Origin of the sequence: Streptomyces sp. CB02959 (assembly GCF_002803155.1) — a bacterium.
Lineage (GTDB): Bacteria > Actinomycetota > Actinomycetes > Streptomycetales > Streptomycetaceae > Streptomyces.
In genome coordinates this window covers 11,779-31,957 of record NZ_NNBP01000035.1, presented here as the reverse complement: position 1 = coordinate 31,957, position 20,179 = coordinate 11,779, and the positions used below count along the sequence as shown (strand labels likewise).

General features: G+C 72.0%; 16 protein-coding genes. 7 read left to right on the top strand and 9 right to left on the bottom strand.

Annotated features, from left to right (window positions below):
* Positions 1–24: 24 nt before the first annotated feature.
* On the bottom strand, positions 25–849 hold the full coding sequence (locus CG747_RS39285) for a TIGR03619 family F420-dependent LLM class oxidoreductase (protein WP_100606673.1): 825 nt from the start codon (positions 847–849) through the stop codon (positions 25–27).
* Positions 850–1,076: 227 nt separating this feature from the next.
* Between CG747_RS39285 and CG747_RS39280 the strand changes: the two genes are divergently transcribed.
* The gene (locus tag CG747_RS39280) at positions 1,077–2,594 is read left to right on the top strand and encodes a CehA/McbA family metallohydrolase (protein ID WP_100606672.1); all 1,518 of its coding nucleotides are present in this window, start codon (positions 1,077–1,079) and stop codon (positions 2,592–2,594) included.
* A gap of 79 nt (positions 2,595–2,673) precedes the next feature.
* On the opposite strand, the gene CG747_RS39275 is transcribed toward CG747_RS39280, so the two are convergent.
* The 7 genes from CG747_RS39275 to CG747_RS39245 form a co-directional block, all read right to left on the bottom strand.
* Positions 2,674–4,260 (bottom strand): APC family permease, encoded by a 1,587-nt coding sequence (locus CG747_RS39275; protein WP_100606671.1) that lies wholly within the window; start codon positions 4,258–4,260, stop codon positions 2,674–2,676.
* 267 nt (positions 4,261–4,527) lie between these two features.
* Positions 4,528–6,000: an aldehyde dehydrogenase family protein gene (locus CG747_RS39270; protein ID WP_100606670.1), complete on the bottom strand. Its 1,473-nt coding sequence runs from the start codon at positions 5,998–6,000 to the stop codon at positions 4,528–4,530.
* Entirely contained in the window at positions 5,997–7,736 is a 1,740-nt protein-coding gene (locus CG747_RS39265) for an amidohydrolase family protein (protein ID WP_100606669.1), read from the bottom strand. The genes CG747_RS39270 and CG747_RS39265 overlap by 4 nt, the downstream gene beginning before the upstream one ends.
* Before the next feature lie 67 nt (positions 7,737–7,803).
* Positions 7,804–8,940 carry an LLM class flavin-dependent oxidoreductase gene (locus tag CG747_RS39260; RefSeq protein WP_100606668.1) on the bottom strand — a complete coding sequence of 379 codons (1,137 nt, stop codon included), beginning with the start codon at positions 8,938–8,940 and terminating at the stop codon, positions 7,804–7,806.
* Between the two features lie 159 nt (positions 8,941–9,099).
* Positions 9,100–9,885 (bottom strand): SDR family NAD(P)-dependent oxidoreductase, encoded by a 786-nt coding sequence (locus CG747_RS39255; RefSeq protein WP_100606667.1) that lies wholly within the window; start codon positions 9,883–9,885, stop codon positions 9,100–9,102.
* A gap of 51 nt (positions 9,886–9,936) precedes the next feature.
* Entirely contained in the window at positions 9,937–10,887 is a 951-nt protein-coding gene (locus CG747_RS39250) for a TIGR03619 family F420-dependent LLM class oxidoreductase (protein ID WP_100606666.1), read from the bottom strand.
* 260 nt (positions 10,888–11,147) lie between these two features.
* The gene (locus tag CG747_RS39245; protein WP_100606665.1) at positions 11,148–11,447 is read right to left on the bottom strand and encodes a hypothetical protein; all 300 of its coding nucleotides are present in this window, start codon (positions 11,445–11,447) and stop codon (positions 11,148–11,150) included.
* A gap of 333 nt (positions 11,448–11,780) precedes the next feature.
* Between CG747_RS39245 and CG747_RS39240 the strand changes: the two genes are divergently transcribed.
* The 5 genes from CG747_RS39240 to CG747_RS39220 all read left to right on the top strand — a co-directional run bounded on the left by CG747_RS39240 (position 11,781) and on the right by CG747_RS39220 (position 15,103).
* Positions 11,781–13,007, top strand: coding sequence for a helix-turn-helix transcriptional regulator (locus tag CG747_RS39240; protein WP_100606664.1), 1,227 nt, complete (start codon positions 11,781–11,783; stop codon positions 13,005–13,007).
* A 150-nt stretch (positions 13,008–13,157) separates the two neighbouring features.
* On the top strand, positions 13,158–13,376 hold the full coding sequence (locus tag CG747_RS39235) for a hypothetical protein (protein WP_100606663.1): 219 nt from the start codon (positions 13,158–13,160) through the stop codon (positions 13,374–13,376).
* Entirely contained in the window at positions 13,363–13,872 is a 510-nt protein-coding gene (locus tag CG747_RS39230) for a DUF6879 family protein (RefSeq protein ID WP_100606662.1), read from the top strand. The genes CG747_RS39235 and CG747_RS39230 overlap by 14 nt, the downstream gene beginning before the upstream one ends.
* Positions 13,869–14,702, top strand: coding sequence for a helix-turn-helix transcriptional regulator (locus tag CG747_RS39225; RefSeq protein ID WP_100606661.1), 834 nt, complete (start codon positions 13,869–13,871; stop codon positions 14,700–14,702). The genes CG747_RS39230 and CG747_RS39225 overlap by 4 nt, the downstream gene beginning before the upstream one ends.
* Positions 14,703–14,887: 185 nt before the next feature.
* Positions 14,888–15,103 (top strand): hypothetical protein, encoded by a 216-nt coding sequence (locus tag CG747_RS39220; RefSeq protein WP_100606660.1) that lies wholly within the window; start codon positions 14,888–14,890, stop codon positions 15,101–15,103.
* An 85-nt stretch (positions 15,104–15,188) separates the two neighbouring features.
* Here the strand turns inward: CG747_RS39220 and CG747_RS39215 are convergent, their stop codons facing one another.
* The gene (locus CG747_RS39215) at positions 15,189–16,520 is read right to left on the bottom strand and encodes an amidohydrolase family protein (RefSeq protein ID WP_257981026.1); all 1,332 of its coding nucleotides are present in this window, start codon (positions 16,518–16,520) and stop codon (positions 15,189–15,191) included.
* Positions 16,521–17,177: 657 nt separating this feature from the next.
* Here CG747_RS39215 and CG747_RS39210 point away from each other — a divergent pair.
* The gene (locus CG747_RS39210) at positions 17,178–20,114 is read left to right on the top strand and encodes a BTAD domain-containing putative transcriptional regulator (protein ID WP_100606659.1); all 2,937 of its coding nucleotides are present in this window, start codon (positions 17,178–17,180) and stop codon (positions 20,112–20,114) included.
* The last annotated feature ends 65 nt before the right edge of the window (positions 20,115–20,179 follow it).

Here is a 20,179-nt window from a genome sequence, read left to right as displayed (position 1 = left end):
CACTGCCGCCGGGCGCGGCGCCCGTCACAGGTACTGCGCGAAGTCGTCCAGGGTCCGCAGGACCTCCGCCTCACCGGCCGCCGGCAACTGGAGGACCACCTCCCGCACGCCCAGCTCCCGGTAGTGCGCCAGCTTCCCCGGCGTCGGGCGGACCGCGTACGGCACCACCTCCGGCTCGCCCGCGCGGCCGGCGTCCGCCCAGGCGCGCCGCAGAGCGGGAAGGGTCTCCGACAGACCGCCGCCACCGATGGGCAGCCAGCCGTCCGCGGTGGCCGCGATCTCCGCCAGGAGCTTGGGCCCCGCCGCGCCGCCCAGCAGCACACGCGGAGCGCCGCCGACCGGCTTGGGGTGGGCGAGCGAGGCCCGGACGGACCCGAAGGGGCCCTGGTACGCGGTCGGTTCGTCGGCCCACAGGGCGCGCATCAGCGCCAACCGGTCGCGCACCAGGGCGCGCCGGGTCGTCCACTCCACTCCGTGGTCGGCCGCCTCCTCGACGTTCCAGCCGTAGCCGACACCGAGGGTGAAACGGCCACCGGAGAGGTGGTCCAGCGTCGCGATCTGCTTGGCGAGGTCGACCGGATCGTGCTGGGCGACGAGCGTGATGCCGGTGCCCAGGCGGAGCCGCTCGGTGACCGCGGCGGCCTGGCCGAGGGCGATGAACGGGTCCAGGGTGCGGCCGTATTCGCGGGGCAGCGGCTCGCCCGTGGGCGCCGGGGTGTCCCGGGAGGCGGGGATGTGGGTGTGTTCGGGCAGGTACAGCCCGTCAAAGCCGCGCTGCTCCAACTCGTGGGCCAGTCGGACCGGCCGGATCGTCTCGTCGGTCAGGAACAGCGTGGTCGCGATCCGCATGCTGGCGGTACCTCCGCGTCAGGAGTGGTCGGGCGTCGGGAGCGGTCGGGCAGGTGGAGTGACCGCATGTTGCCGCACCGTCCGCGAGTTATCCACAGGGCTTTCCCCGCGTGTCACACACGCGTAGAACAGTTTTCACACCGCGCAACGACGCAGGGACGGCACGAGCGCGGCACGCGGCGGACGGGCCGCGGCGGGACGGACAACGACGACGCAGGGGGGCGGAGATGGAGCGACGCGAGGTACTGAAGATGTCGGCGGCCGCCGGCGCGGCGGGAGCGCTGACACTCGGACGGGTGAGCTTCGCCGAGGCGGCACCGACCACCGGGCGGGCCGGCGGCGGACCGGCCGAGCAGAGCCGCACGGTCACCGGCCATCTGCCCGCCGGCGCACCGGACTTCGTCTACGTCCCGGTCGACGTCCCGCCCGGCGTACGGGAGATCGCGGTCGCCTACCGCTACGACAAGCCGACCGTGCCCGACGGCACCGCGGGGAACGCCTGCGACATCGGCATCTTCGACGAGCGGGGCATCGCGCTGGGCGGCGCCGGCTTCCGCGGCTGGTCGGGCGGGGCACGGACGGAGTTCTTCCTGCGGGCCGACGACGCCACCCCGGGCTACCTCCCCGGCCCGGTCGGCCCCGGCACCTGGCACATCGCCCTCGGCCCGTACACCGTCGCCCCGCAGGGCCTGGACTACGAGGTCACCATCACCCTGCGGCACGGCCCCCCGGGGACCACCCCCGCGCCCGTGCACCCTCCGGAGCGGGCCCGCGGCCGGGGCCGCGCCTGGTACCGCGGGGACAACCACCTGCACTCCGTGTACTCCGACGGAAAGCGCACCCCCGCCCAGATCGCGGCGCTGGCCCGGGCCGCCGGGCTGGACTTCCTCACCACCACCGAGCACAACACCACCGCCGCCCACCGCGCCTGGGAGGGCCTGTGGGGTGACGACCTGCTGATCCTGACCGGCGAGGAGGTCACCACCCGCAACGGCCACGTGGTGGCGATGGGCACCGACCCCGGCGTCTTCATCGACTGGCGCTACCGGGCCCGGGACAACGCCTTCGGCCGGTACGCCCGGGCCATCCGCCGGGCCGGCGGCCTGGTGATCCCCGCGCATCCGCACGCCACCTGCGTCGGGTGCAGCTGGAAGTTCGGGCTGAACGACGCCGACGCGGTCGAGGTGTGGAACGGCCCGTACGGCCCCGACGACGAGATCACCCTCGCCGAGTGGGACAACACCCTGGTCACGCACGCCCGGGGCGGCGGCGCCTGGCTGCCCGCCGTCGGGCACAGCGACGCGCACCGCGATCCGGACGTGGTCGGCCTCCCGCAGACCGTCGTCCTGGCCGACGACCTCTCGCGCCGCGCCCTCCAGGACGGCATCCGGGCCGGCCGGGTGTGGATCGCCGAGTCCGCCGGGATCGACCTCTCGTTCGCCGCCACCGGCGAACGCGGCGAACACGCCGGGATCGGCGAACGCCTGGCGCTGCCCGGTACGGCCGGGGTCACCGCCCGGCTGACGGTCTCCGGGGCGCCCGGCTGCACGGTCTCCTTCGTCACCGACCAGGGCCGCCGGCACACCGCGCCGCTGCCGCCGTCCGGGAAGGGCACGGTCACCTGGCGGACCACGCCCGACAACGCCGCGTACCTACGCGCCGAGGTCCGCCACCCGTCGTCGGCGGCGGACCTCCCGGGCCCGATGGCGGCGCTCACCAATCCGATCTTCCTGGGGCGGAGGTAGCGCGGGGCGGGCGTGGGGCGGGGTGGGGGTGGGGGTGGGGCGGGGGGGAAGCCCCCCAGGGCCCCGAGCCCCAAGCCCCCTACTCCTCCACCACCAGCGCCGGAGTGGCCCGGGTGAGGACCTCGCCGCGGAAGAAGGCCGGGCTGCGGCGCTGCATCACCAGCATGAGCACGGCGCCGAGGAGCAGCAGGCCGACGCCGATGAGGAACACCGATCCGATGCCGAAGACCGAACTGCCCGACCCGTACGCCGGGTTCCACATGTCGATCAGCGTCTTGGTGAAGACCGACGCCAGCAGCACTCCGCCCAGCAGCGGGAAGACGCCCTTGAGGAAGAGGTCGCGGACGGAGTTGCGCAGGTCGTGGCGGAAGAACCAGGCGCAGGCGAAGGCCGTGATCGAGTAGTAGAAGCAGATCATGAGGCCCAGCGCGTAGATGGTGTCGATCAGCACGTTCTCGCTGATGAAGCTCATCACGGCGTAGAAGACGCCGGTGGCGACGCCGGCGGCGACGGTGGCCTGGCCCGGCGAGCGGAAGCGCGGGTGGATCTTGGCGAAGGAGGCCGGCAGCGCCTCGTAGGTGCTCATCGCCAGAACGGTCCGGGCGACGGGGATGAAGGTGGTCTGCAGGCTGGCCGCGGCCGAGGCGAGGACCGCGACGAAGAGCAGTACGCCGAGCACGGTGCCCATGACGGGGTTGGCGAGGGCGGCGAAGACGTTGTCGGCGGTGTGCGGGTTGCCCAGCCCCAGGCCCTTGCCGCCGACGCCGGCGAACATCTGCGAGCCCACGGCGGTGAGCAGGTAGGAGCCGATCAGCACGAGCATGGCGAGCAGGGCGGCGCGGCCGGGCGTCTTCTCGCTGCCGGCGGTCTCCTCGTTGACCGTCAGACAGGTGTCCCAGCCCCAGAACATGAAGATCGAGAGGGAGAGTCCGGCGGTGAAGGAGGAGAAGGACTTGACCGCGAAGGGGTCGAGCCAGGTCCAGGAGAAGTGCAGGGAGCCGGCGAAGTCCCCGGAGCGCGCCTTGACCACGGCCATCGCCACGAAGACGGCGAGGACGGCGAGTTGGAGGCCGACGAGGGTGTACTGGACGCCCTTGGTCGCGGTCATCCCGCGGTAGCTGATGGCGGTGGCGACGGCGATGAAGGCCAGGCACGTCAGGACGTGGGCGATCCGGTTGTGGTCCAGGGCCGCGACGGTGGGTGAGCCGGTGAGTTCGCCGAGCAGCAGGTAGAAGAACGAGGTGGCGACGCCGGCCAGGTTGGAGAGCACGATGATCGTCGCGATCACCAGGCCCCAGCCGCACATCCAGCCGACCCGCGGCCCGAATGCCTTGACGGTCCAGGTGAAGGAGGTTCCGCAGTCGGGGACGGCCTTGTTCAACTCGCGGTAGGCGAAGGCGACCAGCAGCATCGGCAGGAATCCGGCCAGGAAGACGGCGGGCATCTGCACGCCGACCTCGCCGACCGTGGGGCCGAGCGTGGAGGTGAGGCAGTAGACGGGGGCGACGGTGGAGATGCCGATCACCGCGCTGCCGAGCAGGCCGACGGAGTTACCGCTGAGGCCCTTGCTCCGGGTGTCACCGGAACCGCTGCGGGCGTTACTGCCGGTAGCCGCGACGCTCGTTACCGTGTCTCCGGTCTGGGGCCGGGGGTCAACCTGAACCATGAACAGGACGTTAAGCGCTGCTGTTTCCGTATCCGGAAGATGATCCTCCGGACCACCGGGCTTCACTCCGCAGGAAAAATTGATACCCCAGACACTTATTCACAAGAATAATTCCAGTTGAACCTTGGACTTCACGGGCGCGACTGAAGTCTTCCGCATTGCGAGAACCGCAGCACTGTCCGTTTTCGACCGGTTCAAAATTTTCCCGTCCGAATTTCGAACGTCACACTCCGGCCATCAGAACGCCACCCGTCCGGCCACCCGCCCTCACCCCGGCCAGACGATCGCCTGCACCTCGCTGTACGCGTGCAGCGCGTACGAACCGACGTCGCGCCCCACCCCGCTGCGCTTGAAGCCGCCGAACGGCGCCTCCATGTTCCGCCCCACCGTGTTGACGCCGACCCCGCCGGCCCGCAGCCGCCCCGCCACCCGGAAGGCGCGGGCCACATCGCCGGACCAGACGTAGTCCAGCAACCCGTAGTCGCTGTCGTTGGCCAGCGCGATGCCCTCCTCCTCGTCGTCGAAGGGGACCACCGTCACCACCGGCCCGAAGATCTCCTCCCGGACCGCCCGCATCGCGGGGGTGCAGTCCGCGAAGAGCGTCGGCGCCACGTAGAAGCCGCGCGCCTGCGCCGGACGCTCGCCCCCGGTCACCAGGCGGGCGCCCTCCTTCACCGCCAGCGCCGTGTACGCCTCGACGCGGTCCCGGTGCGCGGCGGAGATCACCGGGCCGACCACCGTGCCCGGCTCCCGCGGATCGCCGACGGTCAGGTGCTCCGCGTACCGCGCCAGCCCCGCCACCAGGCGCTCGTAGATCCCGCGCTGGGCCAGCACCCGGGTCGGCGCGGTGCAGATCTGCCCGCTGTAGAAGGAGAAGGTGGTGCCGATGCCGGACACCGCCGAGGCCAGGTCGGCGTCGTCGAAGACCAGCGCCGCGCCCTTGCCGCCCAGCTCCATCAGCTGGCGCTTCATCCCGCGGCCGCACTCCTCCGCGATCCGCTGCCCCACCGCGGTGGAGCCGGTGAAGCTGACCATGTCCACGCCCGCGGCCGCCACCGCCGCCTCGCCGACCTCCGGCCGCGCCCCGCTGACGACGTTGACCACCCCCGGCGGGACCCCGGCCTCCGCCAGCGCCTCGGCCATCCGGTACACCGACAGCGGGTCCTGCGGGGCCGGTTTGACCACCACCGTGTTGCCCATCGCCAGTGCCGGCGCGACCTTCCCCGCCGGGTTGGCCCACGGGTTGTTGTAGGAGGTGATGCAGGTGACGACGCCCACCGGGCGGCGCACCGCGACCGCACCGAAGACGCCCCCGCCGCCCATCGGCCCGGCCGCGTTGATCTGCGGCGGCACCGCGGTCTCCACCGGTTCCAGGGCCCCGCGGGCGTACCGCTCGAACCGGGCCGCGGACACCCCGACCTGGAGGGCCCGGGCCGTCCCGGTCGTCGCGCCGCTCTCCGCCTGCGCCAGCTCCGCGTAGCCGGCGGCCTCCCGGCGGATCACCCGCGCCGCCCGGTCCAGGACGGCCGCCCGCTCCTCGGGGGCGGTCCGCGACCAGCCGTCGAAGGCGTCCCGGGCCGCGTCCACCGCGGCTGCCACCTGCGCCCGGCTCGCCTCCGGGGCGGCCCCGACGACCTCCTCGGTCGCCGGGTTGACCACGTCGTAGTGGCCGCCGTCGGGCGCCACCCACTCCCCGCCGATGTAGAGCCGCTGCTCGGCCGGGTGCCTGCCCGTGCTCACCTGGTGCTCACCGTCCTCGTGTCCCGCCCGGACCGCAGTACGGTCCCGGGCACCGCGCCGGTCACCACGTCGTCCCGGATCGTCTCCACCCCGTTGACCCGCACGCTGACCACGCCGATCGCCCGGGAGTCCAGCCGGGGGCTGTCGCCGGGCAGGTCGTGCACCAGCGTCGCGGCCCCCGCGTCGATCCGCTCGGGGTCGAAGAGCACCAGGTCGGCGTGGTAGCCCTCGGCGATCCGGCCCCGTTCGCGCAGTCCGAACAGCTGCGCCGGGTCGTCGGTCAGCATCCGCACCGCCTGCTCCAGCCCGACCAGCTTCCGCCCGCGCAGGCAGTCGCCGAGGAAGCGGGTGGTGTACGGGGCGCCGCACATCCGGTCCAGGTGGGCGCCGGCGTCCGAGCCGCCCAGCAGGACGTCCTCGTGCTGCCAGGTCTGCTGCCGCAGTGCCCAGCTGTCGGGGTCGTTGTCGGTCGGCATCGGCCAGAGCACGGTGCGCAGTGCGTCGTCGGCGCAGATCTCGACCAGGCAGTGGAAGGGGTCCTGGCCGCGTTCGGCGGCGATGTCCCGCACCACCCGCCCGGACAGTCCCTCGTTGGCCGGTGTGTAGGTGTCCCCGATCACGTACCGGGCGAAGTCGGTCAGTCGCCGGAACACCCCGGCTTCCTTGCTGTGTGCCCGGCGCAGCATCTCGGCCCGGACGTCGGCGTCGCGCAGCCGGGCGATCCGCTCGGGCACCGGGAGGCCGAGGATCTCGCCCCAGCCCGGGATGAGGTTGAGGGCGCAGAAGGTGCCCAGTGACATGTTCATCGGGGTGAGGATCGGCATGGTCAGGGCCACGATCCGGCCGCCTGCCTTGCGGGCTCGTTCGCTGGCGACGAGTTGCCGGGGCACCCGTTCGGGGACCGCGGCGTCGATGGTCAGCACGTTCCAGTTCAGTGGGCGTCCGGCCGCCGCCGACATCTCCACCAGCAGGTCGATCTCGTCGTCGTCGAACCGGTCCAGGCAGCCGGCGACGATCGCCTCCAGCTGGGTGCCTTCGTGCTCGCCCACCGCCTTGGACAGTGCGAGCAGTTCGTCGGGGCGGGCGTGCCGGGAGGCGACGGGTTTGCCGTCGCCGTCGGAGTGGGTGGAGGACTGGGTGGTGGACAGTCCCCATGCCCCGGCGGCCATCGCGTCGTGGAAGAGCCGGAGCATCGCGTCGAGTTGGGCGGCGGTGGGCTGCCCGCCGATCGCGTCCGGGCCCATCACGTGGCGCCGTAGCGCGCAGTGCCCGACCATGAAGCCGGCGTTGACCGCGATCCGCCCGTCCAGCGCGTCGAGGTACTCGCCGAACGTGTGCCAGTCCCAGGGCGCGCCCTCCTCCAGCGCGACCAGCGACATGCCCTCGACCTTGCTCATCATCCGCCGGGTGTAGTCGGCGTCCTCGGGCCGGTCGGGGTGGAGCGGGGCGAGGGTGAAGCCGCAGTTGCCGCCGGCGACGGTGGTCACGCCGTGGTTGAGGGACGGGGTGGCGTACGGGTCCCAGAAGAGCTGGGCGTCGTAGTGCGTGTGCGGGTCGATGAACCCGGGGGCGAGGACCAGGCCCCGCGCGTCCTCGTGCGTCCGGGCCTCCTCGGTGACGGTGCCCGGCCGGGCGACCACCGCGATCCGCCCGTCCCGGATGCCGACGTCGGCCGCGAAGGCCGGCGCGCCCGTGCCGTCCACGACGGTCGCGGCCTGGATGAGGTGGTCGAGCATGGCGTGCGTCCTTTCTCGGTGCGGGGCGTGTGCGGGGCGGGCGGGTGGCGCGCGGGGCGGGTCGGGTTCAGCCGGCTGTGGTTCCCGCGGCCTGCCGGAAGCGGGTGGTCCGGTGCACCGGATCGGTGTCGATCTTCGGGATGACGTGCTCGCCGATCAGCTTGATGCTGTTCATGGTGTCCTCGTAGGACACTCCGATCGGCAGTCCGAAGGAGAGCTGGTCGGCGCCGGCCTGCTCCCAGCGCTTGCACTGCCGCAGCACCTCGTCGGGGTCGCCGCAGATCATCAGCTCCTCGGCGATCAGCAGCTCGATGATCTCCTCGGTGTAGTCCGGGAGCAGTTCGGGCCACTGGGGGATGCCGTCCGGCCGCGGGAAGGTGTCGTGGTAGCGGAAGAGCAGCGACTGGAGGTAGTTGAGCCCGCCGCCGACCGCGATCTGCACGGCCTTCTCGTGGGTCTCCGCGCAGATGGCGGTCGACGTCACCATCACGTTGTCGTTGACGAAGTCGCCGATCGGCTCGGCGTCCTTGACCGCGTTCTTGTACGAGTCGACGACCCACTCCATGTCGGCGACCTTCTGCACGCTGAAGCCGAGGACGCCCAGCCCCTTCTTCCCGGCCATCGCGTACGAGGACGGCGATCCGGCCGCGTACCACATGGCCGGGTGCGATGCCCCGTACGGCTTGGGCAGGATTTTGCGGGGCGGCAGTTGCCAGTGTGTGCCGTGGAACCCCTCGTACTCGTCCTGGAGCCACATCTTGGGGAATTCCGCGATGGTCTCTTCCCAGATCTCCTTGGTGTGGTTCATGTCGGTGATGCCCGGCAGGAACCCCAGGATCTCGTGGCTGCCGGCGCCCCGTCCGGAGCCGAACTCGAAGCGTCCGGCGGAGAGGTGGTCGAGCATGGCGACCTTCTCGGCGACCTTGACCGGGTGGTTGACCGGGGCGAGCGGGTTGAAGATGCCGGAGCCCAGGTGGATCCGCTCGGTCGCGTGCGCGAGGTAGCCGAGGTAGACGTCGTTGGCGGAGAGGTGGGAGTACTCCTCCAGGAAGTGGTGCTCGGAGGCCCAGGCGTATTTGAAGCCGGACTTGTCCGCCTGGATGACGTACTCGGTCTCCTCCATCAGTGCGTGGTGCTCGGCCTCCGGGTCGGCCTGCGCACGCGCGGCGGGCACGTAGCCCTGCACAAAGAGCCCGAATTCCAAGGGGGTTCACCGTCCCTTATCCGCTGCTGCGGCTATTTCTGACGTACCGTCAGATTGGCTGCCACCGACTGTTCCAGCGGCACCGGGACCCGTCAATACCCGCAACCCGCAAACCTGACGGTGCATCAGCTACGGGTCCGCACGCGCCGCCCGGCACCCTCAGAACGGGCTGACCCCGGCCAGCCACCCGCCGTCGATCACGAACGGCTGCCCGGTGATGTACGACGAGTCCTCCCCCGACAGGAACAGCGCCAGCCGGGCCACCTCCTCCGGCCGCCCGATCCGCCCCAGCGGCACCAGCTTCCGGTACAGCTCGCCCACCGCCCGCGCGGTCTCCGCAGGGTCCGCCGACGGATCCAGCGCCGCCGGGTTCGTCATCGGCGTGTCCACCGCCCCCGGGCAGACCGCGTTCACCCGTATCCCCTGCGCCGCCAGCTCCAGCGCGGCGACCCGGGTCAGCCCCACCACCGCGTGCTTGGTGGCGGCGTACGCCCCGACGAACGCCATCCCGGTCACCCCCGCGTACGAGGCGGTGTTGACGATCGTCCCGCCGCCGGCCGCCGCGATCCGCGGCGCCACCGCCCGCATCCCCAGGAAGCAGCCCGTCTGGTTGACCGACACCACCTGCCAGAACTCCTCCAGCGGGGTGTCCACCAGCGTGTTGAACCGCAGGATCCCGGCGTTGTTCACCAGCCCGTCGATCTTCCCGAACGCCTCCTCGGCGGCCTCGACCAGCGCCGCCCAGTCCCCCTCCACCGCCACGTCCAGATGCACGAACCGGGCCCGCTCCCCGCCCAGTTCGGCCGCCAGCGCCTCCCCCTGTTCGTCCAGCACGTCGCCGAGCACGACGCGCGCCCCCTCCGCCACGAAGAGCCGCGCCTCCTGCTCCCCCTGTCCGCGTGCCGCCCCGGTGATGACGATGACCCTGCCGTCGAGCTTGCCCATGCCTGCGCTCCTGTGGTGTGCGTACGGATGACGGTCCCGGTGTGCGTGCGCTCAGCCGTTCAGCAGCGGCCCGACCTCGGCCCCGAAGGCCGCGACCTGATCGACCAGCTCCGCCCGCCCCCGACTGCGGAACCGCACCTGGATCTGGTGCACCCCCATCGCCCCGTACTCGCGCAGCGAGGCGGCGATCCGCTCCGGCGCCCCGGCGAGCGTCCGCCGCCCGACCTCCCACCCGGGCTCCCCCACGTACACCGGCTCGGCGATCGCCCCGATCTCGATCGGCTCCCCGATCCCCGCCTCCTCCCGCAACCGCCGCACCGCGGCGATCTGCCCCGGCAGCTGGTCCCGCCGATCCCCCTGCGGCAGCCACCCGTCCCCCTTCACCGCGGCCCGCCGCACCGCCGCCGGGGACGAGCCCCCCACCCACACCGGCGGCCGCGGCAGCTGCACCGGCCGCGGCGCCTGCCCCAACCCCCCGAACGCGAACCGCTCCCCCTTGAACTCGGGGAACTCCTCCTCCCCCAGCGCCGCCTTCAACGCGTCGATCGCCTCGTCCAGCACCGCGCCCCGCCGCGCGAAGTCCACCCCGAGCGCCTCGAACTCCTCCCGCACATGCCCGGCGCCGACCCCGAGGACCAGCCGCCCGCCCGACAACCGGTCCAACGTCGCGTACTGCTTGGCGCTGAGCAGGGGGTGCCGCAGCCCGACCACCGCCACATGACTCAACAGCCGCACCCGTTCCGTGACCGCCGCCAGGTAGGAGAGCGTGGCCACCGGGTCGTACCAGACCGTCCCCATCGCCCCGGCCAGCCGCCGCGGTATCGCCACGTGCTCACAGCACGCCACGTAGGCGAACCCGGCCCGGTCCGCCGCCTGCGCCACCGCCACCAGATCCTCCGGCCCGGCCGCCGCCTCCCACCCCTCCGCGAAAAGCGCGCTCTGCGCCTGCACGGGCAGCTGCATCCCGTACACCAGCCGCCCCTGCGGCAGCACTTGCACCATGACTGCACCCCTTGTCCGTCCCTGCCCCACGCCACCGCGTGGCGCGCGAAGTGCGGACATGGTGATACCTGACGGCCCATCAGACAAGGGTGCGGACACCGCGACGGCCCCGCCCACCCCGACACCCGGGGCGGGCGGGGCCCACCTCCCTCACCGCACCGCACCCGGCGCGGCACCCTTCAGGGGAACGCCCGGGACGCCCCCCGCAGGACGGACCGGGGCCGACGAGCCACACCCGCCGGCCCCGATCGGGGGAGCTCCTAGCCGGGCACACCACCCGACGCACCCAGCCGAGCACCGCGGCTCACCGCCACCCGACGGACATCGCGCAGCGCACGCGTCAAATTCCGTGCCAGGAAACGAAGTTCCCGCTCCGAGAGCCTGGATTCACCGAGCATGCCGTCGGCGTGCGCGACCAGCCCCTCCGCCATATCCAGCTGAACGGCCTCCACCCGGTCCGCCATCCGGGACACGAACCCCTCCCCGTCCCCCAGGACGAAGCAGGTCTTCCCCTCCGGCGACACCCACGGCAGCAGCCGCGGCACACGCACCTCGCTCACCGCCCCGCCACCTCCACCCGGCGCCGTCCCGAGGCGGGCACCGACAACCGCAACGGCGGCTCGAAGATACGGGCGATACAGTGCGGCATGTCGACGCTCCTCTGAGGCGTTGGCCACGCCCCCGGGCCGTTGCTGCGGCCGCGGGGGTCTTCGGTGGTTGCGTACCGACCGACCGTATGGCTCCAGAAGAAGACGAAGGGCCACGGTTTGTAGCCCCGCCCCCATGAGCTGCTTCCTCCCGTGCCCTCCCTCGGGTGACGGCAGGGCGATCGCTACGCACAAGTCCGGTCCGGGCGTACCGTTCTGAGTGTCGACGTCAGAACGGAGCCCACCATGGCGCACTTCCCTGACATGCGAGAGACGGACAGCAACGGCCAGCGGCTGGCGCGCATCCGAATGCGCCGCCGGTGGACTCAACAGCGCCTTGCCACGGAGACCGGATACAGCCTCTCGGCAGTGAAGGCGTTCGAGCAGGGGCGCAGGGCGCTGGACCGGCCCGCGGTGATCCTCGCCATGTGCCGTGCTCTCGACTGCCACCCCACCGAGATCACCGGAGGTCCGGTGATCCCGCCGCAGTCCGACCTCGCCGGGCAGGCGGCCGTCGCCGGTGTGGCCGCGGTCCGGCGCGCAGTGCTTCGGCACGGTCGGCCCACGCGCCCGACCGACGACGAGGCCGCGGGCGTGGACCTCGTCGAGCTCCGCGCCCGGACCCGTGCAGCCAACAGCGATCGCCAGGCGGCCAAGTTGGCGAACGCCGGCGAGGTCCTTCCCGCCTTGCTGCGAGACCTGCAGGTAGCGGCCGAAGTCTCCGAAGGCGCCGCGCACCGGGAGGTGTTCTCGATGCTGGCCACGGCCTACGAGTGCGCCATGCAGTACCTGTACAAGCTCGGTCATGTCTCCGACGCCACCCTCGCGACAGAACGGGTCGTCTGGTCCGCCGAAGCCACCGGCGATCCACTGCGCGTCCTGGCCGCCCAGTGGTATGACGCAGGCGAGTTCCTGAACATCGGTGAGCACGACGAGGCAGGAGCCATCATCGACGCCGCATTGACGGCCCTTACGCGCATGCCGTCGCCACCCCCCGAGGCAGTGTCGCTGCGTGGCGCCTTCGAGTTGAAAGCCGCGTTGAACCACGCACGCGCTGCCGAAAAGGACGCGGCCGACCGGCATTGGCGCCGAGCAGAGGCCGCGGCGGCCCAGCTTGGTCGCGACCGCGACGATTGGCACCTCCAGTTCGGCCCGACGAACGTGGCCATCTGGGGCGTGAGCCTGCCCGTCGAGCTGGGGCATGGCCGCCTCGCCGTCGAGAGGGCGAAAAAGGTCGAACTGCCCGAGACCTACAGCCGCGAGCGACGCTCACACCATTACATCGACGTGGGACGTGCGCACTTCTACAACGGCCAGCGCGACCAGGCGCTCGACGCGTTCCTCCGCGCCGAGCACCTCGCTCCGCAGGCGACCCGAATGCATTCCGGAGTCCGCGAGACCGTGGGGACGATGCTCCGCACGCAGAAGCGCGGGCGACTGGCCGAACTGGGAATTCGCCTGGGGGTCGTGTGAACGGGACCACCTGAAGGGGCCCTGAAAGCTTGCGCGGTCACCCGCACGCGGCCTTTCCCGTTGTGGAAAGGATCAGTCCTTGACCGGCCCATCACCGCGTCGGAGCATCGAACACGACGGGGACCACCCGAAGACGTCGAGGGGGAATCCATGGCCGCCGAGCCACTGCGGAAACTGTCCGGGTCTCCGGACTGCAAAAACGGCACCTGCCCGACCCTGTGGGCCAAGACCGCCACCGACGACTACGTGGTGCAGGGATACGTGATCAGCGATCCGGAAGAACTGGCGCAGCTCGCTCTCCCCGAAGGGGAAACCGCCGTGCGGATTCCCGCAGCGGTTCTGGAGGAGTACTTCCGTGCTCAGCGGTGAGCAGTTCGGCCGGCTCTTCGACGCCTTCGAGCGGACCGCGTTTCGGCTGGAGACACTGCCCGAGTACGACGTGGAGGAGGAGCGTGAAGAGATCGCCCGATTCCTCGCCGGGGAGGACATGGGCCCGGAATGGGCCGACAACCCCTGGGTGCGATCGATGACCGACAAGGGCAAGCAGGTCTCTCGGGTCCACGTCCTCACCTCACCGCTGACCGACTACCTGCGGTACGAACTGGCGGCGTACCCCGGCAACATCGAGGCCGGGGAATCCATCGGGATCGTCGACCTCGCCGAGCGGCCCGTGACAGGTCTGCCCGACCATGACTTCTGGCTGTTCGACGACCGGCAGGTGTACCGCATGCACTACACCGAGTACGGCGCGTTCATCGGCGCCGAACTGCTGCCCCCGGACGAGCTCGGCGCGTACCAGGGCTACCGCGACGTGGCACTGACGCATGCCGTGCCGTTCGCCGACTACCAGGAGCGGCACCGCTGAGCACGGAGTCCATCGGCAGAGCCCTGCGGACGCTGCGGATCGCCTCCGGACTGACCGGAAGCACCGTGGCCCGCAGGGCCTCGATGTCGGCCGGAAAGCTGTCCAAGATCGAGAACGGGCGGACCCTCCCCACAGTTCAGGACGTCGACCTGGTCCTGAGCGCCGTCGGCGTTTCCGAAGCGGTGAAGGGCGAATTCCTGGCCACGGCCCGGACGGAAGTCACAGAGGCCACTGCGTGGCGCCTGCTGCGCCGCATGGGACCGTGGAAGCACCAGAACACCATCAAGGCCATTGAGGCCACCACCGTGCGTCTCAGGCTCTTCCAGGGACAGCTGATTCCGGGACTGCTCCAGACCCCGGAATACGCGTCCGCGGTCTTCAGCCTGCCCCCGGCGCTGCCAGAGCCGACCAGGGCGCGCACGGTGGCCGCACGGCTTGAGCGACAGGCGACCTTGTACGAAGCAGGACGGAGCTTCCACTTCCTGATCTGTGAGCACGTCCTTCGCTGGCTGGTCTGCAAGCCCGCCGTGATGGCCCTCCAGCTCGATCGCCTGGTGTCCCTCGCCCGACTCCCCCGCGTCCGCATCGGGATCGTGCCGCAGAACGGCCGCATGCCGGACTTCCCCATGAACTGCTTCAGCCTCCACGACGACCGGCTCGTCATCGCCGAGACGTTCCACGCCGAGTACACCACTCGGGATCCCAAGGACGTGGGGACCTATATCGAGACGTTCGACCGCTTCTCCCACATCGCCCTGTACGGAGACCTGATGAGGGCCGCCGTCGAGGAAATCCGGGACGACTTCTTGAGGGAACGGGAAACCGGCTAGGCGCCCGCCCCCTCCCCCGGGACGATGGCCGCGCCGGACAACGGGCGAGACTCCCGCCCCGACCGCGGAAACCTGGACAGTCGAGCGGCCGGAGCGGGTGACCCAGCCGCAGGAACCCTGCGGGATCACGGGCCGTGCCTCGACGGTACGGCGGCACGGCCCCTCGGAGAAGAGGAGGTTGACAGATGAGCGTCGCAGCCGTGGAGACGTACGAGACGCGCACGCCCGACGCCGAGGGCTGGCGCGGCATCCCGTTCCGGCGCCCCCGGGACGGGCAGGTCGTCGCACAGGACGACGGCGGGAAGCACGACGGGGGCCCGATGCCCCCGGAAGCACCGCGCGACCCGCAGCCGCAGGGCGGCGACGGCGCGTGTCCTGCCGCCAGCCGGCCGCTCGGCTGAGCGGGTCGAACCGGTAGCCGGTTTAACCGGTCCCGTCCGTCCACGTCGGCCGGACGGGACGCTGCCCGCCCCCGCCCCCGCCAGATCAGCTGCCCCCCGCCGACGGCCCCCAGAGCCCCTCCCCCGTCAGTCCCAGCAGTTCGATCGCGTTGCCGCGGACGATGCGGTCGATGACGTCGGGGGCGAGGTGGCCCATCTGGGTTTCGGCGACCTGCCTGGACTTGGGCCAGGTGGAGTCCGAGTGCGGGTAGTCCGTCTCGTAGAGGACGTTGCCGACGCCGATGGCGTCGAGGTTCTTCAGGCCGAACGCGTCGTCGAAGAAGCATCCGTAGACGTGGCCGGCGAAGAGTTCGGACGGGGGGCGGTGGACCTTGTCGGCGACGCCGCCCCAGGCGCGGTTCTCCTCCCAGACCACGTCCGCGCGCTCCAGGATGTACGGGATCCAACCGATCTGCCCCTCGGCGTACATGATCTTCAGGTGGGGGAAGCGGTCGAACTTGCCGCTCATCAGCCAGTCGGTCATCGAGAAGCAGCAGTTGGCGAAGGTGATCGTGGAGCCGACGGCGGGCGGGGCGTCGGCCGATGTGGACGGCATCTTCGACGACGAGCCGATGTGCATGGCGACGACCGTGCCGGTCTCGTCGCAGGCGCGCAGGAACGGGTCCCAGTAGTCGGTGTGGATGCTGGGCAGTCCCAGGTGGGGCGGGATCTCGCTGAAGCAGACGGCGCGGACGCCGCGGGCCGCGTTCCGGCGGACCTCCTCGGCGGCCAGTTCCGCGTCCCAGAGGGGGACGAGGGTCAGCGGGATCAGCCGGCCGGCGGCCTGCGGGCCGCACCACTCCTCCACCATCCAGTCGTTGTACGCGCGCACCCCGAGCAGGCCCAGTTCGCGGTCCTTGGCCTCGGTGAAGGTCTGGCCGCAGAAGCGCGGGAAGGTGGGGAAGCAGAGGGCGGACTGGACGTGGTTGACGTCCATGTCGGCCAGGCGTTCGGGGACCGAGTACGAGCCGGGCCGCATCTGCTCGTAGGTGATGCCCTCCAGTTTGATCTCGTCGCGGGAGTAGCCGACGGCGGTGTCCAGACGGGTCAGCGGGCGGTGCAGGTCCTCGTAGATCCACCAGTCGGCTATCGGGCCGTCGTCGCCGGGGGCGCCCATCTTCGGAGCGAACTTCCCGCCGACGAAGGACATCTCCTTGACGGGTGCGCGGACGATGCGCGGGCCGGTGTCGTGGTACTTCGACGGGAGCCGGTCCCGCCAGACGTCGGGGGGCTCCACGGTGTGGTCGTCGACCGAGATGATCCGGGGGAAGGGCGCGTCGGGTGACTTGGATTCCTTGAATTCCTTGGATTTCTCGGCTTCCTCGGCGCCCTTGGGTGCTGTGGATTCCCTGGGTTCCGCGGGCTGCTTGGTCTCCATGGGCGTTACCGTAGCGCTGATCTGACGGTCCGTCAGTAACGCGGACGGAGTCGGCCGGACCGGTGCGGGCGGGCCCGGCCGCCCCACCGGACCCGCGCCCGGCCCCGCGGCGAAAGCCCGCGGAAGGGCGACGGAAGGGCGACGGAAGGGCGACGGAAGGGCGACGGAAGGGCGGGGGAACGGCGGCGGAACGGCGGCCGAAGGGAGAACCGGCCGACCCCGCAGGGCGTGTACGCAGGCGGGTCGGGCGGCCGGTACCGGGCCACCGGCAGAAACAAACCAGCCAGTCGGGGATGGGGTCCGGAGCCCCGGGTAGAGGGGCCGGGGGCGTCCGGCCGGTGTACGGGGAGGGCGAGCGGCGGACCGGCCAGTTAGGGGACGAGCGGGTGCTGGCGGGCGCGGAACACGGCGTTCAGCTGGGCAAACACGCCGGGAGGACGCCGGGGCGGGGCCCGCGGGGGAGAACGGAAGGTTCCCCTCCACGTATCCGGCGGGGCGACGCGCCGCCCGGCCCGCACCGCGCGGGGAGGCTTTGTGCACGCTCCGGACCCCTACTGACGTAAGAGGCCGCGACAAGGCAGACTGACCGTTGCGCACAAGGTGAAGGCGCGAACGGCCAGGACAGGGCGGACGGACGGGACACGGCAGGGGGACACCATGGACGACGGTCCGGGACAGGTGCGGGAGCGGCTGCGCTTCACCGTGCTCGGTCCCGTGCGGGCATGGCGCGGTGAGACGCCGCTGGCGGCGGGGTCTCCGCAGCAGCGTGCCCTGCTCGCCGCGCTGCTGCTGCGCGGCGGGCGGACCGCGACCGCGCCCGAGCTCGTCGACGCCCTGTGGGGCGACGAACCGCCGCACGCCGCGCTGGCCGCCCTGCGGACGTACGCCTCCCGGCTCCGCAAGGCGCTCGGCGACGACGCGGAGGCGCTGGTCAGCGAGTCCGGCGGCTACGCCCTCCGGTCCGTGGACGGCCTGCCCCTGGACCTCGACCACGACACCGCCGAGCAGTACGCCGCCGAGGCGGAGAAGGCCAAGGCCGCCGGCGACCGCGGCCGGGCCCGCGAACTCCTCGACGCCGCACTGGACCTGTGGGACGGCGAACCGCTCGCCAGGGTGCCCGGCCCGTACGCCGAGAACCAGCGGACCCGCCTGGAGGAGTGGCGGCTGTCGCTGACCGAGACCCGCCTCGACCTGGGCCTGGAGGCCGGCCACCACGCCGAGTCGGTCTCCGAGCTCACCGCCCTGACCGCCGCGCACCCGCTGCGCGAGCGGCTCCGGGAACTGCTGATGCTGGCCCTCTACCGCAGCGGCCGCCAGGCCGAGGCGCTCGCGGTGTACGCCGACACCCGCCGGCTGCTCGCCGACGAGTTGGGCGTGGACCCGTGCACGTCGCTCTCCGAACTCCAGCAGCGGATCCTGCGGGCCGACGCCGAACTGGACGCCCCGGCCGTCGCCGACCCCGGATCACCCGAGGGCACCTTCGTCCGCCCCCGCCAACTCCCCGCCACCGTCGCCGACTTCACCGGCCGTGCCGCCTTCGTCACCGAACTCAGCGACCAGCTGGCGACGGCCGAGGGCAGCGTGATGGCGGTCTCCGCGGTCGCCGGCATCGGCGGCGTCGGGAAGACCACCCTGGCGGTGCACGTGGCGCACACCGCGCGGGAGCACTTCCCGGACGGCCAGCTCTACGTCGACCTCCAGGGGGCGGGGCACAACCCGGCCGAACCGGAGGCGGTGCTCGGCGCCTTCCTGCGCGCCCTGGGCACGCCGGACTCCGCCATTCCGGACGGGCTGGAGGAACGCTCCGCCTTCTTCCGCTCCACACTCGCCGGGCGCCGCGTACTGGCGCTCCTGGACAACGCCCGCGACGCGGCGCAGGTCCGGCCGCTGCTCCCGGGGACCGAGGGCTGCGCCGCACTGGTCACCAGCCGCTCCCGGATGATCGACCTGGCCGGCGCGCACCTGATCGACCTCGACGTGATGAGCCCGGAGGAGGCCCTGCGGCTCTTCACCCGCATCGTCGGCGAGGAGCGGGTCACCTCCGAACGGCAGGCCGCCATGGCGGTCGTCGGCGCCTGCGGCTTCCTGCCGCTGGCCATCCGCATCGCCGCGTCCCGGCTGGCCGCCCGCCGGACCTGGACGGTCTCCACGCTCGCCAGCAAGCTCGCCGACGAACGCCGCCGGCTGGACGAACTCCGCGCCGGCGACCTGGCCGTGAAGGCCACCTTCGAGCTGGGCTACAAGCAACTGGAGCCCGCCCAGGCCCGCGCCTTCCGCCTGCTGGGCCTGGCGGACGGCCCGGACATCTCCCTGGCGGCCGCGGCGGCCCTCCTCGCCCTGGACCTCGACGACGCCGAGGACCTGGTCGAATCCCTCGTCGACGCCTCCCTGTTGGAGTCCGCCGCACCCGGCCGCTACCGCTTCCACGACCTGGTCCGCCTGTACGCGCGCTCCTGCGCGGAACGCGACGAGCACCCGCCGTCCGAGCGGGGCGCGGCACTGTCGCGCCTGCTGGACTTCTATCTGGCCACGGCCGCCCACATGTACGCCATGGAGCGGCCCGGGGACCGGCTGGTGGACCACATGGAGCGCCCCGACTACCCGGGCCTGGTCTTCGCGGACCGGCCCGCGGCGCTGCGGTGGCTGTTCGGCGAGGCCCGCTGCCTCCTGGCCTGCGCCCAGCAGTCCACCGCGGCGGGTACGTTGCGGCGCGCCGTGGACCTGCTGCTGCTCACGCTGGACCTGGCCGAGTCGAGCGCGGACTCGCACCAGTACGAGCAGGCCAACGTGGCCCTGCTGGCCGCCGCCCAGGAACTCGGCGACCAGCGCGCCGAGGCCCGCCTGCACACCTCGCTCACCAACGTCCGCACCCTGGCGGGCCGCCTGGACGAAGCCGACACGCACGCCCAGTCCGCCATGCTGCTGGGCCTGGCCACCGGGGACCCGTTCTCGTCGTCGAACGCGCCCAACGACCGCGGCATCATCGCCATCGTCCAGCAGCGCTACGCCGACGCCGAGCCCTACCTCAGCCAGGCCCGCACCGCCTTCCGCGACGACCACAACCCGCAGTCCGAGGCCAGCGCGCTGTGCAACCTCGCGCGCGTGCACCTGGAGACGGAGCGGCTGGACAGCGCCATCCGGCTCGCGGAGGAAGGCATCGCCATCTACCGGGAGCTCGGTGCCACCCGCCGGCTGGCCAACGGGATGTACACCCTCGGCCTCGCCTTCAAGCGCGCGGGCCGGCTGGGCGACGCCACCGCGCAACTCGGCGGGGCGCTGGCCATCTTCCAGGACAACCGCCAGCGGTTCTGGGAGGGCATGACCTTCTTCCGGCTGGGTGAGGTCAACCTGGAGAACGACCACCCGGCGCAGGCCGCCAACCACGCCGAACAGGCCCTCGCGGCACTGCGCGGGGTCGGCGGGGAGTGGTGGCGGGCCAACGCCCTGACGCTGCTCGGCCGCGCGCTGAACGCCATAGGGCACACCGGCCGGGCCCGGGTCTGCTGGCAGGAGGCGCTGCCCGTCTACGAGAAGCTGGGCGCGCCGGAGGGCCGTGAGGTGCAGTCCCTGCTCACGCTGCCCGCCATCGCCTGACCCCGGCCCGCCCGTTCCCGCACTGCGCAGCAGGTGAGCGCGGCGTTTATCGATCGTTCATCGCG

Bases quoted from the DNA above. Each gene is read 5' to 3' on its own strand.
- CG747_RS39285 (WP_100606673.1), bottom strand. From the start codon at position 849: ATGCGGATCGCGACCACGCTGTTCCTGACCGACGAGACGATCCGGCCG.
- CG747_RS39280 (WP_100606672.1), top strand. From the start codon at position 1,077: ATGGAGCGACGCGAGGTACTGAAGATGTCGGCGGCCGCCGGCGCGGCG.
- CG747_RS39275 (WP_100606671.1), bottom strand. From the start codon at position 4,260: ATGGTTCAGGTTGACCCCCGGCCCCAGACCGGAGACACGGTAACGAGC.
- CG747_RS39265 (WP_100606669.1), bottom strand. From the start codon at position 7,736: ATGCTCGACCACCTCATCCAGGCCGCGACCGTCGTGGACGGCACGGGC.
- CG747_RS39255 (WP_100606667.1), bottom strand. From the start codon at position 9,885: ATGGGCAAGCTCGACGGCAGGGTCATCGTCATCACCGGGGCGGCACGC.
- CG747_RS39250 (WP_100606666.1), bottom strand. From the start codon at position 10,887: ATGGTGCAAGTGCTGCCGCAGGGGCGGCTGGTGTACGGGATGCAGCTG.
- CG747_RS39240 (WP_100606664.1), top strand. From the start codon at position 11,781: ATGGCGCACTTCCCTGACATGCGAGAGACGGACAGCAACGGCCAGCGG.
- CG747_RS39235 (WP_100606663.1), top strand. From the start codon at position 13,158: ATGGCCGCCGAGCCACTGCGGAAACTGTCCGGGTCTCCGGACTGCAAA.
- CG747_RS39220 (WP_100606660.1), top strand. From the start codon at position 14,888: ATGAGCGTCGCAGCCGTGGAGACGTACGAGACGCGCACGCCCGACGCC.
- CG747_RS39215 (WP_257981026.1), bottom strand. From the start codon at position 16,520: ATGGAGACCAAGCAGCCCGCGGAACCCAGGGAATCCACAGCACCCAAG.
- CG747_RS39210 (WP_100606659.1), top strand. From the start codon at position 17,178: ATGGACGACGGTCCGGGACAGGTGCGGGAGCGGCTGCGCTTCACCGTG.